The organism is Mesorhizobium sp. M0340, from assembly GCF_040321535.1.
GTDB lineage: Bacteria > Pseudomonadota > Alphaproteobacteria > Rhizobiales > Rhizobiaceae > Mesorhizobium.
The window spans coordinates 36,328-50,101 of record NZ_JAMYRR010000029.1; the positions used below are offsets into that span (position 1 = coordinate 36,328).

Below are 13,774 nucleotides of genomic sequence, written 5' to 3' on the forward strand. Positions count from 1 at the left end.
GCATCGAGGTGGCAACCCTAGCCGATGGCGGAGTGGTCCAAATAGCTAGCCTTGGGGATGGTGTTGCCTAGACCACCGCGCAGAGACCTCGTCGACGTCCGATGGCTCGGGCCGGGCCACCCGACGCCCACATATTGTTGTCTCGCCGCGGATAGACACGAGCACCGGAGCGATATCGCGACCTCAGGCTACGGGAGCCTGAGCGCGCGATCTCGCGTGCCGGGACAGCGCGATAACGGCGCCGCCATCGACCTCGACACATCGGCGGATCTGGGCGCCCCGCTGACGCCGTCGATCACCGACACGACGATCAACAATTCGGAGAATACGGTCTCTGGGATCGACGCGGATGTGGCCGGCGCGGATGCGACGGTAACCTTCAGCGACGGCGTCATCTATGCCCTAAGCATAGGATAACCCGTGCCTTCGGCTCATGGACCACCACGGCTGCGCTCATCTACCATATAAACTGGTGTGGTGACCGGGTATCGATGCTGAGCGAAGGAAGGAACCTGAGGCATCGGCGGGGCACTTGGTCGGACAAGTGCCTGAGATGCTTTTGTTGGCCAACGAATTCGCTGCGGGTGGCCGTCCCGCAGTACTGACTGAAGACCAGGCCGACGGAATTGCGCAATGCAGAAATCATACCTTTGCCTGACCAGACCATCTCCCACGAGGAGCTTCGGTCTACGCGTCTTGCTAATAGCGGTCGGCCTGCTGGCCTCCGTGACGATGGCCAGTGCCCAAGAGGTGCTGCGAGTACCCTACGTGACCGATATCGGCACCTTCGATCCGGACAACGGGTTCGAGACCGGCGCGATGAGCGCGATCAACAACGTCTACGAGGGCCTCGTCGAATATGAGCCCGGTACGACCAGGATCGTTGGTCTGCTCGCCAAGAGCTGGGAGATATCGGACGACGGGCTGACTTACACCTTCCACCTGGTCAACGGTATCAAGTTCCATGATGGCACGCCGCTCAATGCGGCGGCGGTCCTAAAGTCTTTCGAACGCCGCCGCGATCGTGGGCTGATTCTGAGCTACTTCCTGGCCAACGTGAAGGACATGAGGGCGCCCGACGATTCGACGGTTGTGCTCACACTCGGTCACCCTCAGCCTTCGCTCCTCGATGCCCTTTCCAGTCCGTGGGGGCCAAAGATCATCAGCCCCGTAGCCCTCGCCGAGCATGACAACGGCGACTTCGCGAAGACCTGGCTCAATGAGCATGCGGTCGGCACGGGCCCATTCAAACTGGCTGAATTCAAACGCGGTCAGCGCTACGTGCTTGAACGCAACGACGACTATTGGGGCGACAAACCGTTCTTCCGGCAGATCCAAATTTCGCTCGTTCCCGATATCAGCCAGCAGATACTTCAATTGCAGGCGGGTTCGATCGATGCCGTGCCGATCAACTATCCGTTCGCCCAACTCACCAGCCTGCCGGGGGGGCTGGAGATCACCGCCGCCCCGAGCATGATACCGTACGATCTCTTCGTTAAGCCGAACTCGCCGCTCGAGGACGCGGAGGTCCGCACGGCCGTTTTGACAGCGATCAACCCGGCGCTGTGGGTGAAGGACGCCTTTGGAGAGTTCGCAAGCCCGTCGAAGTCGGTCTATCCGAACGTGATGCTCGACCCGGTGAATCCGATCCGGTTCCCGACCGACTTCGAGGCAGCGAAAGCCGCGATCGCCAAGCATGGCCCGGTCAATTTAGTCATTGGCCTCCATAGCGCGGCCCCAAGCTACGGCCGCATCGCCGACCTGATGATAGCGCAACTGGCATTGATCGGCGTAAAGGCAACGGCTTACGTGCTGCCCTCCGGCGCTGCTTACACTTTGAAGGACGACCCAAATCCTCCCGATTTGCTGCTCACGATCGCGGGCCCGGACGCCGCTCATCCGGAGAGCCAGGCCAAGGTGTTCTTCACAAAAGATGGTCCCCTCAACTTTTTTGGCCGGGTCCTACCGGAAGCCGATGCCATCGTGGACCAGGCCGGGCGATTGACAGACGTCAAAGAACGCGACGCTCTCTACGAGAGAGCGGGGCAGATGTATTTCGATGCAGGCATCGTCATCCCGCTTGTCGACGTCAATGATGTGGTTGTCCACGCCGAGGGTCTGAAAGACCTTGGCCTCCGTCCCGTGTACCCGCCCGGCAACATCGACTTCGGCACCGTTCGCTGGCGACCCTAAAACCGGGCCGTCCGGTCCATTCTGAAAGCAGGTCAGGCTCGTGCCGCAGATGGTCAAGCTTTTGCACCAAATGTCCGAACCCGTGACCGAGTCCGTCCTCGCCGTCAAAGACCTCTCAGTCATTCTCAGCCGCGAAGGCCGTCCATCCCGGGTCCTCGATGGCATCAGTTTCGACATGTTTCCGGGCGAGATCATCGCGCTGGTCGGGGAAAGCGGTTCCGGCAAGACAAGCATCGGGCTGACGCTTCAGGGGCTCCTGCCGCGTGAATACCTGCCGCAGGTTGCGGGCTCGATTCGGCTTGCCGGCATCGAGCTTATCGGCGCGGGAAGGCGCACGTGGCAGTCCGCCCGCCGCCACCTCGTCCGCGCCATCTCGCAAGATCCGATGGGCGCGCTAAACCCCACCATGACGATCCGCCGCCAGATGCGAGAATCCAATGCGGGGCCCGCGGGATCGATCGACGACTGGCTCAGCCGGACCGGCCTGCCTGACCCGGAGCGCATCGCCGATGCGCTTCCGCATCGCCTGTCGGGGGGACAGCGTCAGCGTGTGCTTATTGCCATGGCGATGATGGCAAGACCGAAGCTACTCATCGCTGATGAACCGACTACCGCGCTCGACGTCACCACGCAGGCGCAGATCCTCGACCTGTTGCGCGATCTCGCCCGCGAGCAGCAGACGGCAATTCTGTTCGTTACGCACGACCTGACTGTGGCGGCTTCGCTGGCCGACCGCGTCCTGGTCCTCTACGCCGGGCGCATCGTTGAAATGGGCCGCATACAGGACGTTGCCCGCAATGCTGCGCACCCCTACTCCGCCGGCCTACTCGCCGCTCGATTCGATCTGGACTCTGATCGACGGCGCCCCCTTCCCACTCTCCCGTCCGAGCGCACGCCCTTCATAAATGTTGAGAACCGCTGCGCTTACGCGACACGTTGCCCGATCGCCCAGCCAGATTGCACGGCGATCCGCCCGCCGCTGGAGGCTGCTTCCGCCCACGGTGGCGCAGTCGCCTGCCTTCACCACGAACAAACCCCGCTTCTCTCAGCGCAGCGTGCCGGTGCGGAACCATGGCCGGCCCAGGTGATCCAGGAAACCGCCGCCTTGAGGCTGTCCAACGTTGGAAAAACATTTCCGACAGGCGCCCGATCGATTTGGGGACGGCGTCGAGCGCGGCCCGTTCTTAGGTCGGTCAACCTCTCGATCAAGCTTGGCGAGTGCGTGGCCCTGGTGGGCGAGAGTGGCGCCGGCAAGTCCACCCTTCTCAGGATTGCTGCCGGGCTCGTGGCACCCGAGAGCGGCTCCGTTACACGCTTCGACAAGAATCCCCCTCAAGTCGTGTTTCAAGACCCAGTGGCTGCGTTGACGCCGTGGCTCACGATTGGCGAGCAGATAGGAGAACGACTGCGGGCCGTTTCCTTGGACAGTGATTACGGCCGCCGTCGCGTCGGAGAGGCAATAAAGCTGGTCGGCCTCGATCCGGTCCTGATGGACGCGCTTCCGGCCGAGATGTCGGTCGGGCAGTGCCAGCGCGCCGTCTTGGCTCGCGCGGTAATTGTCCCTCCAAGGCTTCTGCTCTGCGATGAGCCGATCAGCGCCATGGACGTGTCGCTGGCTGCTACCACCTTGAACCTTCTTAACGACCTTCGGCGGCGCCTCGACATGGCGATGCTCTTCGTAACCCACGATCTGGCGGCCGCCCGGATCATCGCCGACCGTGTCGCGGTGCTGAAGGATGGCGAGTTGGTCGAGGTTGCCGATCCAGATGCTATCATTGCCGCCCCGCAGTCCGCCTACACGCGGTCTCTCGTAGCGGCGATGCCGACCTTGCAGGCGGGAGGCGGATGATGACCGGCAGGCCAAGACCGGACACGCTGCCTGCGCGGCCTCGGTTCAACTGGCGCGATTTCTTCCGCCGTGCCGGTTGGCTTGAAAGCGTCGGCATTGTCGGGGTACCTGTGGTCACCCTTGTGGCCGTGCTGGCGCCTTGGATCACGCCGTTCGACCCACAACTGCGCGTCTCCGAGGCCTATCTGCCGCCTTCGGCCGGACATTGGTTCGGCACCGACGAAATCGGCCGCGACCTTTTCTCCCGCGTCATCCTCGGCGTTCAATATACGTGGTTGCCAGGGCTTGCCGTGATCGGTCTCAGTCTCGCTGTGGGCTCCCTGGTCGGACTGGTTTCTGGCCTGATGGGCGACAAGGTCGATCTGGTCATCGAGCGCATCGTTGACTTGTTCTTAGTCCTTCCATCAACGCTCATCGCGCTCGCTGTCGTGGCGTCGCTTGGCCCCGGGCTCATCAACACGATGATCGCGCTCGCCATTTTCTGGTGGCCATGGTACGCGCGCATATCCCGTGATGAGATTCGCCGCCTCAAGGCCCGCCCGCATGTCGAGGCGGCGCGTATCGCCGGGGTCCGCGGTCCGCGCCTCCTGTGGCGTTACTTGTTGCCGGGAGTGGTTCCCGCCTTGCTCATCGGGGCCTCGCTGGATGTCGCAAATGTCATCATGACATTATCGCTGATGTCGTTCCTCGGCCTTGGGCTGCCTGCACCGGCGCCTGAACTTGGAGCGATGACGTCGCGTACCCTCGACAGTCTCACCGTCCATTGGTGGCTGCCGATCCTGCCGGCCGCGATCATCTTTTTCCTCTGCCTCCTCGCCAACCTCGCGGGCGATGGCATCCGCGCCGCACTGAGGGGGGCGTAGGTGCTGGCATATCTGACCAAAAGCGTGGTCGGCGCTGTTGTCGTTCTCCTGGTGATGAGCTTGATCGTTTTCGGTCTTCAAAGCATTATCCCCGCTGATCCAGCGCGGGCCATTGCCGGACCGAGTGCTCCGCCGGAAACGGTCGAATTGATGCGCGAGCAGCTCGGACTGGACGACCCGGCTGTCGTTCAGTACGGGCGCTTTCTGATGCGCCTCGCGCATGGGGATCTGGGGACGTCAGTAAGGACCCGGCGGCCGGTGTCTGAGGACATAAAGCAATATCTTCCCGCTACGCTTGAACTCGGACTGGCCTCGATTGCTTTGGGAGTGGCGCTCGCCGGCGTCATGGCGGCGCTTCAGTTCCTTGTTCCGGGATCGGGCGGCATAAGACTAGCTCTGGTGGGGGTGGGCTCGACGCCGATCTTTCTGTCGGCCTTACTTCTCGCCTACTTTTTCTGGTTCCGACTCGACTGGCTTCCCGGAGCGGGACGGCTTACCTACCGCGACTTCGCAGGCCCTACGGGACTCAACCTCATCGATGGAATACTGGTCGGTCGGCCCGAAATCAGTGTCGACGCGCTGCTGCACATGATCTTGCCTGCCCTTGCACTGGCGTTGCCCATCGGGGTCGCGGTTGGGCGAAGCCTGAACGGTGCGCTTCACGAGGTGATGAGACAAACATACATCCGGACAGCACGCGGCAAGGGTCTCAGCGAGACGAAGGTGCTGTTGCATCACGGTCTGCGCAATGCCGCTACGGCCCCACTGTCCATGCTCGGCCTGCAGGTCCGCCTTCTCTTCGGCAATTTGCTTGTCGTCGAGCGCATTTTCGGGTGGCCTGGTCTGGGTCTTTACACGGTCCAGGCTTTTGCCAGCGCCGATCTCCCGGCAGTGCTTGGCGTCGCCATCGTCTTCGGAATCTTGTACATCGTGGTCAACACGCTCATCGAGATCGGGCAGTCGATGGCTGATTCCAGGATCAGCCTCTGAGGGCGTCCACTCAGGCGCTTGCTGTCACGGCGGTAGGTGACGAGTCGGCAGCGCGGATCGGGAGGCTGAAGGTTATGGATGCGCCCCCTGTCTCGACATTTCCAGCCCAAAGCCGTCCGCAGTGTGCTTCGATAATCGAACGGCAGATTGCTAGGCCCATTCCCATTCCATCCGGCTTGGTTGTGTAGAACGCCTCGAAAATTCGTTCCGGATTGCTAAGCCCGCGGCCGCAGTCTCGCACTTCGACCTCGACCGTTCCGTCATTCTGACGCCGCGACACGACCCGCAGCGTTCGCAGGTTAATGCTGACGTCTTGCATCGCTTCGATGCCGTTGCGAACGAGGTTGAGGACGAGCTGCTCCATCTGAACGGGATCGGCCGCCGTCGCAGGAAGGTAGGGATCGAGGTCAAGGGCCAGCTTGACGCAGCTCGATGCGAGTCTGTCACCCAGCAGGTCACACACTTCTCGGATGATTGCGTTCAGATCGATCGCGTGCGGTTCGCCTTCGGTCTTGCTGAACAGCGCCCGGATGCGACTGATCACCTGCGCCGCCGCATCGGCATTTCTGGTGATCTTTTGGGCGACCCGGCTGGCGTGATCGAAGTTTGGCGGATCGGCGTTCAGCCATCTCTGGAACGCGCCGGCGTTGGCCACGACCGCCTGCAGCGGCTGGTTGAGTTCGTGCGCAATGGACACTGACAACTCGGACAGGCTGGCAGCGCGCAAAGCTCGCGCAAGCCGTTCGTCCGCCAAACGCAGGGATTCCCGGGCCCGGACCTCGTCGTCGATGTCGAAGTTCACCCCGTACCAGCGAAGAATAGTGCCGTCTTCGTCGCGAAGCGGTTCGAAGCGCGAATCCATCCAGCGATATTCGCCATCCTTCCGGCGCAGCCGACCTTTGTGCTGGAGTGGCTCGCCACGGGCAAAGGATTTCTCGAACACGGCCCGCACGGCCGGTCGGTCATCGGGATGGAACAAGTCTACATGCGAGGCGAATTGCCGCCTAGCTCGCGGCTCCTTATTGGCCGAGTCGACGCCCGCCCAGTCGACGAACCGTTTGTTGAAATAGTACGGCAATCCCGCCGGCGTCATTAGCCAGATCATGGTGGGAACGGTATCGACCAGAAGCCTGAGCTCCCTCTCGCTCTGGCGCAGCGCTACTTCCGCCTTCCGCTGATCGTCGATGTCTTCGGTATGGCCATACCAGCCGATGATCCTTCCACGGTCATCGCGCGAGGCAACGCCCGTGTCCCGAAACCACCGGTAAATGCCATCATGCCGTCGGACCCGCTGCTCATCATGCAGCGGTTCCCCGGTTATCATGCTGCGACGCCATCGCGCCATACTGGTTTCGACATCGTCTGGATGGATAAATTGCGCCCAGTAATAATCGTCAGCGTCCATGATCCGACGCATCTCTTCGGCTGAAACACCGACGTAGTCGAGCATAGCACGATTGACGAACCGACGGCGGCCATCGGGATGGGCAGACCAGCCTAGGCCTGGGATGTCCGTCATGTTAGGCCCCGCACCCTGGTAAACGCCGCCATAGAAGCTGACGGTCGCGAATATCTTGACAATGAGCCACAGCCCCATCGCCGCGGCTACGAATATGGCAAACCTGACTGCTCCATCTTCAGCCTCGTATGCCGGCGACAGCAGGATCGCCGCTGCAAGTACGCCGCCCGCTCCAACCGCCGCCAACCCTGCCTTCCAGCCAATGCAGATACACACGACTGCAATTGCGACCAGCAGGGCGGAGGGCTCGCTAGCAAACAGTGACAGCCCGACGCTCGCCACGCCGATCGCGCCGGCCACGGCGCGGCGTTGTATCGATGATGTCAGCTCCATTTCAAGACCCTCTCGAGAGGGCCCCGCACCCACGTTGCTAGGCGCCCCGGACAACCCAGGGACCCCTGGCCCTGATTGTCCGCCTGACATTGAACATCACTGAACCGCATCTCGGCCCGCCGTTCATCGGACATTTTCTGGAAGCGAGTGCCAGACGCTATAGAGTTGCGTGATGGAGCGTGCCTGCATCTTCTTCATCATGTTGCTGCGATGCAGCTTCACCGTGATTTCGCTGATGCCGAGATCGAATGCGATCTGTTTGTTCATCGCACCGGCAATCACAAGCCTCAGCACCTCGCGCTCGCGAGGGGTAAGCGTCTCGTATAGCGCCATGTTCCTGCGCGATACCTGGGAGGTCGCCCTCTGAGCGATGTCAGCGGCTATGGCTGCCGAGACGGCGTCGAGGAAGGTTTGATCGCGCACCGGTTTGGTGAGGAAATCCACTGCCCCTGCTTTCATGGCCTGGACGCTCATGGCGACATCGCCATGACCCGTGAGGAATACGACCGGCGTCAGTATGCGATTGACTGCGAGGGCCCGCTGGAGGTCGAGGCCGCTCAGGCCAGGCATGCGCACGTCGAGAACAAGGCAGCCGGGGCGATCCGGCAGCTCTGCGTCCAGCACTTCCTGGGTTGAGGAAAAGGATATCGATTCGATTCCAACCGAACTTAGCAATTCTTCTAAAGCGTCGCGGACCGCGACGTCATCGTCGACCAAGACCACCAGGGGATCGTCTGCCACTCCTAAGTTTGCCTCGCCCATGATCCGCGCCTCGGGGAGATCTGCTGGACACATTGGTCACGCTCGCGCTGGCAATTATCAACCTTGCGGCCGCCAGACGTCAATCGGGAGCGGAGCTCCCTTCATCCCCCGGAAAGCCTTCTAGCGACACACAGCAGTGCGCCACGGTCAAAATAGTGCTTCTTCATTAGGTCTTGACGTAGCCGGTTTGCAACTAGCAGCGCAATCATGACGAAGGGCTGTCCCAGCCTGAGAATTTGAGTGCCCGACCTAGACCTGGGTATAGGTGCGCGCGCAGTCGACTTCTGCCTTCCACATGCAACGGCCCTGCGGCTTGCCGGATACTACGAGCTCGCCCAGTTTCGACCCTCTGTGCCATTCATTGCCGACGACATCTGGAGACCTTCGACCACTCGATGGATCGGCGTTCGAGCGGCGGCGTGGTAGTCCATATTGCAGACCTCCCAACCTGAACGCGTGGGCGAAACCTCATAAGGTCGACCCAGCCAGTATCGAGGAAGCAGTCCTTGCTTGCGACCCCCATGTCGCATGTCGCGCTCCCATAGATGATGTCCTGCGACTTCCATGCTCAACGAAGCGGTCAAAAGCAGACGCGCCACTCGTCAGACTGAACCGAATGTCGATTTGACAGCATGGGCGACAATCCAGGCTGAATTCCGGTTTGCAATTTTATGCGACTTTCGAAGCACAGAGCGTGAACATCGAACGCGAAGGCGGCTTTGCTACCCGACCCTGGAAGCCAGTTTTGCCGCCCCAAGGGACAACGGTCAGCAGCGTGTGGGGTCGGGGCGCCCCGGAGATCCTTGCGTCCGAAATCAACGATTCAGCCACGGTCAGCCCGGGAGGCGCGCACGAAACAACGTGGAGCCGTCCGTCAGGCGCGACCTGGAGACATCCCGGAATCCAGCCTCAGTCATCCACGCGCGATACTGACCTTCAGTGTACGATTGGCCGTGGCGGTAGAGGTTCAGGAAGGTGAGATTCAGAAAGACACCCTCAGGCGGGCCAAGGCGGTCGTTATCGACGACGCCCGACCCCGCAATTGCGATCTCCCCTCCGGGTTTGAGGCAACCCGCCGCGTTCAGGATCGAACTGCGCGCTTGGTCCGGCGGAAGGACCTGGACGACGGCCTTCAGGATCGCCAGATCGTGCCGACCGATCGATGGCGCGACAGTTATGTCCCCTTCTTCGACAACCACGTCGTCGGCACCGTATTCTGACAGGATATCTGGCGCGACCGCTGCGACCGTTGGCAGTTCCATCAGCGTCGCCGCAATCTGCGGCCACCGCTCTCGAAGTCCGACGAGAATGGTCCCGGATCCCCCGCCGATGTCGATCACCGAATCGATCGCCGAGAGATCCATTTCCTTGGCCAGTTGTCGGCCGAAAATCACCCCGCCCGGTGCGAGCATGCGGCTGAAGGCCGCCGCGGCCTCAGGCCCCGCTTCGGAAAAGTCGTGCAGCGCAGCCGGCCGGTTCTGTCGCAACGACTCTGCCGTCAGCAAGTCGGCTCCCCAGAGCTCCCGCAGGAGGGCATGATCGCCGCCGCGATAGGTTGGTTTGGACGCGTCGAGGAAGGCCGCCGCTTCGGCTCCGTTGCGAAATTGACCATCCTTGACTTCGAGGAGATCGATGCTGGCGAGCGCGTAGAGAAGCCGCGACAGACGATGGGGCTCGATTTTGAGCGCCGCCCCAAGGCTGTCAGCAGTCATCGCGTTGCTACCGAGCCGGGTGAAGATTGCGAGGTCCAGCCCGGCGCGAAGCGCCAAGGCCGCGGGCACCGCTGCGATCAGCTTGTTGATCCGATCAGAATCCACCATGCCACATCCCCTTCCGCGATCCAGGGCCGGCGACCAGAAGTTTGTCACGGAACCGAAGAGCGTTTGAAGTAGCATGGTCGACCAGACCGATATAGGTGTCCAGTTGGTATTCGAGCCGAGACCGTGAGCGACGAGGGGCTAGCTGGCTGACTGTTGATCAAGCCCTGCGTAAATCCAGGCACGCGTCTGTTCCAGCACTTCATCCGAAAACGAAGGGTCGTCAACCGCCGGGCGAGGATCACTGCCCCACCATCGCCGCAAAGCTTCCGATCGCCGCGCGGCGCCTGTCTGCCGGGTCCAAGGCGGCGATTTTGCCCAGGTCCACAATTGGGCACAACCGCGGCTGTCAATGTGGTCGCTTGCGACGTCGGCTTCCAGGAAGCGGCCAAACCGATTTCAGCATCCGAGATGGGGCCGATTGCGGATTGACCGCTTCTGCCGTCGGGGAGCCAGATTGCGGGCCTTCGACGCAGGTCTCAGGATTTTGCGTCCGTACCCTGGCGCCCTACCTAGCAGGCCCTCGGACCGTCCGAGAACTGGTCAAAATACTCTCTCGAATCGAGTCGAGGCTGAGTTGCCGCCGCTCGCGCAGGCGATCATTCCGCAAAACAAGTGTAAGAAGCGCCTCTCCTCGCTTGCGGCGGGGATAACTCACAAGTTCACTCTTTGTTCTTTTCCGAAAACGCCTGGCGAGATATAGTCTGGCGTGTCCTCGAACAGATTCCTCAGGGAGGCAGCGCGCCAATGACCGTCCAGCCCACCAATACCATGCTGCAGGGGGACAGGATTCTCAATGAGCCGACAATCAGCTGCCCAAGCTGCAAGACGGAAATCAAGCTCAATGAGTCGCTCGCGGGTCCTTTGATTGCCGCCACGCGTGAAGAATACGAAATGCGCCTGGCGCAGAACAAGGCATCGATGGCTGCCAGAGAAGAGGAGCTTAAGCACCAGCAGGCCGAGATCGCCGCCGCCAAAGAGGACATCGCCAACCAGGTGGCTGAGCAAATCAAGCTTGAACGTGCCGGAATTGCGGTCGAGGAGGCCCGCAAGGCAAGGCTGCTGCTATCGGTAGACCTGGAGGACAAGGATAAGAAGCTTGCCGAGCTGGAGGCGACGTTGAAGGCGCGCGACGAAAAGCTCACCGAGGCCCAGCAGCAACAGGCGGAATTCCTGAAAAAGCAGCGTGCGCTTGACGACGAAAAGCGCGAGATGGCGCTGACCATCGAAAGGAAGATCCAGGAGGGACTGGACGCCGTTCGCGTCAAGGCGAGGTCGGAAGCCGAAGACGGCCTTAAAATGAAGGTTGCGGAGAAAGAAGAACAGATCGCCGGCATGCAGCGTCAGATTGAGGAGCTGAAGCGCCGTGCGGAACAGGGTTCCCAGCAGCTGCAGGGCGAGGTGCTGGAGCTCGAGCTGGAAGCCCTCATTGCCGGCCGGTTCCCGATGGACGTCATTGAACCGGTTGCCAAGGGTGAGTTCGGCGGAGACGTCCTGCACCGCGTGGTCGGACCGGCCGGCCAGCCATGCGGCGCCATTTTGTGGGAATCGAAACGCACCAAGAACTGGAGCCAGGGTTGGCTGGGCAAGCTCAGGGCAGATCAACGAGCCGCCAAGGCGGATATCGCGCTGATGATCTCCGAAGCGCTGCCTGCCGGCGTGGAAACCTTCGATCTTCTGGACGGCGTCTATGTCGCCCATCCCAAATGCGCGATGCCGATCGCCATCATGCTCCGGCAATCCCTCATCGAGCTGGCGAACTCCCGCCTCGCGCAGGTCGGCCAGGCCACCAAAATGGAGCAGGTCTATGGTTATCTGACCGGTCCCAGGTTCCGCCATCGCGTCGAGGCCATCGTCGAGAAGTTCTCTGATATGCAGGAGGACCTCGCCAGGGAACGCAAGGCCACAACACGCCTGTGGGCCAAGCGGGAGGCTCAAATACAAGGCGTGATCGAGTCGACCGTCGGGATGTACGGCGATTTGCAAGGCATCGCTGGAAAGGTGATGCAAGAAATTGAGGGCTTGGAGGTCCTGGCTATTGAAGTAGCTCCGCCCGGTGCCGAATAGGCAATCGGTATGCAGCTCAGCAGGAAAACGATTGGCAATCTGGAGCGACTTTCCCAGACCTAACCATCAACTCCTTCGGATGGCGTAGGCAAAGAAGCCTGCCGCACCTGAGGAAAACGTCGTCGGCCGATCGTTGCAACTAGCCAGACCGCGCGGAGGCATGGCAGGTGAGGATCGATGTCGGCGCGTGGATGAGAGGCATGTGGACGTGAGCCGGTAATCAAGGCGGACGAGTCATGGAAGACGCCGTCACAAGCGAAGCTGCTGGGGCTGAGAAGCGTGCGCTGCAGCGCAAGATCATTCATGTCGATTGGACGCGTTTTACGCTTCGGTAGAGCAGCGCGACCGACCGGAACTGCGGGGCAAACCGGTCGCCGTCGGGCACGCCCTTGAACGTGGCGTGATTGCAGCTGCGAGCTATGAGGCTCGCAAGTTCGGCGTTCACTCGGCGATGCCTTCCGTGACGGCGAGGCGCAAGTGCCCTGATCTGATTTTCGTCAAACCCCGGTTCGACGTCTACAAGGCGGTCTCGCAGCAAATCCGGGAGATCTTCGCCGAGTACACGCCGCTGATCGAACCGCTTTCGCTGGACGAGGCCTATCTCGACGTGACCGAAAACATGCGCGGGATGGCCACGGCGACCGAGATCGCCGAAGCGATCCGGGCGAAGATCAAGGCGAAGACCGGCCTTACCGCCTCAGCCGGCGTCAGCTACAACAAGTTCCTCGCCAAGATGGCCTCCGATCAGGGCAAGCCCGACGGGCTATTTGTTATCACGCCGAAGATGGGGCCGAGCTTCGTCGAAGTGCTGCCGGTGAAGAAATTCCACGGCATCGGCCCTGCCACCAATTTGAAGATGGAACGGCTCGGAATCCGCACCGGCGCCGATCTGCGGGCGCAGACATTGCCGTTCCTGCGGGAACATTTCGGCAAGGCCGGACCGTATTATTACTGGATAGCGCGTGGCATCGACGAGCGACCGGTGCAGCCTGATCGCGTGCGCGTCGCGCCACCGACCGTCCCTAATCACGAAGATGATGCCGCTGACAATCCGCCGATCATCGACCCTCGGCACACCGTGAGACAGCGGGAAATGCGGCTCGATCCGCCGCATCGGAGCCTCCGACAGCCAGATCAAATCACTCATCCCAGCGCCTCCTCGTGCCGCCAATGAATCAGCCAATTGAGACCGCCACAAGCATTTTAGTAGGTCCTGGGTAGTATACGAGCCAATTAAAATTCGAGCTTCATCCAAGACAACGGAGCAGGAACCGCCGCTCTGATGAGTGGGGGGAAAGGCCGTAGCGCTCTCCCGCTACCAACCCCCGACCGGCGAAGGGATCCCCCCTCAACATCACGAAAAAAGCGGTCATGCTTTCAT

Annotated in this window: 9 protein-coding genes and 3 pseudogenes; 7 read left to right on the plus strand and 5 right to left on the minus strand. The window is 61.3% G+C overall.

The genetic code is table 11. From position 1 onward, the window contains the following. The first annotated feature begins 216 nt into the window (after positions 1–216). The 5 genes from NKI79_RS28540 (at position 217) to NKI79_RS28560 (ending at position 5,895) form a co-directional block, all read left to right on the plus strand. Positions 217–417, plus strand: coding sequence for a hypothetical protein (locus NKI79_RS28540; protein ID WP_352806341.1), 201 nt, complete (start codon positions 217–219; stop codon positions 415–417). Between the two features lie 351 nt (positions 418–768). Continuing rightward, complete coding sequence (locus NKI79_RS28545; protein WP_352806344.1) at positions 769–2,193, plus strand: ABC transporter substrate-binding protein; 1,425 nt, start codon at positions 769–771, stop codon at positions 2,191–2,193. Between the two features lie 49 nt (positions 2,194–2,242). Beyond that, positions 2,243–4,042, plus strand: a complete 1,800-nt coding sequence (locus tag NKI79_RS28550) for an oligopeptide/dipeptide ABC transporter ATP-binding protein (protein WP_352806396.1) — start codon at positions 2,243–2,245, stop codon at positions 4,040–4,042. Positions 4,043–4,164: 122 nt separating this feature from the next. Continuing rightward, positions 4,165–4,905 (plus strand): ABC transporter permease, encoded by a 741-nt coding sequence (locus NKI79_RS28555; protein ID WP_352806347.1) that lies wholly within the window; start codon positions 4,165–4,167, stop codon positions 4,903–4,905. Beyond that, positions 4,906–5,895 (plus strand): ABC transporter permease, encoded by a 990-nt coding sequence (locus NKI79_RS28560; protein WP_352806350.1) that lies wholly within the window; start codon positions 4,906–4,908, stop codon positions 5,893–5,895. It abuts the gene before it with no gap. 10 nt (positions 5,896–5,905) lie between these two features. On the opposite strand, the gene NKI79_RS28565 is transcribed toward NKI79_RS28560, so the two are convergent. The 4 genes and pseudogenes from NKI79_RS28565 to NKI79_RS33350 all read right to left on the minus strand — a co-directional run. Continuing rightward, entirely contained in the window at positions 5,906–7,747 is a 1,842-nt protein-coding gene (locus tag NKI79_RS28565; protein ID WP_352806352.1) for a PAS domain-containing sensor histidine kinase, read from the minus strand. 123 nt (positions 7,748–7,870) lie between these two features. Then, the gene (locus NKI79_RS28570) at positions 7,871–8,509 is read right to left on the minus strand and encodes a response regulator transcription factor (RefSeq protein WP_352806355.1); all 639 of its coding nucleotides are present in this window, start codon (positions 8,507–8,509) and stop codon (positions 7,871–7,873) included. An 833-nt stretch (positions 8,510–9,342) separates the two neighbouring features. Continuing rightward, a complete protein-coding gene (locus NKI79_RS28575; protein WP_352806357.1) occupies positions 9,343–10,329 on the minus strand; it encodes a methyltransferase in 987 nt (328 codons plus the stop codon). Positions 10,330–10,467: 138 nt separating this feature from the next. Continuing rightward, a pseudogene (locus NKI79_RS33350) lies at positions 10,468–10,627 on the minus strand (TetR/AcrR family transcriptional regulator); the annotation flags it as partial. 446 nt (positions 10,628–11,073) lie between these two features. Between NKI79_RS33350 and NKI79_RS28580 the strand changes: the two are divergent. Further along, complete coding sequence (locus NKI79_RS28580) at positions 11,074–12,393, plus strand: DUF2130 domain-containing protein (RefSeq protein ID WP_352806360.1); 1,320 nt, start codon at positions 11,074–11,076, stop codon at positions 12,391–12,393. Positions 12,394–12,629: 236 nt separating this feature from the next. Continuing rightward, positions 12,630–13,441: pseudogene (gene dinB / locus NKI79_RS28585) on the plus strand (DNA polymerase IV); the annotation flags it as partial. Here dinB and NKI79_RS28590 read toward each other — a convergent pair. Then, a pseudogene (locus tag NKI79_RS28590) lies at positions 13,394–13,540 on the minus strand (IS5/IS1182 family transposase); the annotation flags it as partial. The pseudogenes dinB and NKI79_RS28590 sit on opposite strands and share 48 nt — an antisense overlap. Positions 13,541–13,774: the final 234 nt, after the last annotated feature.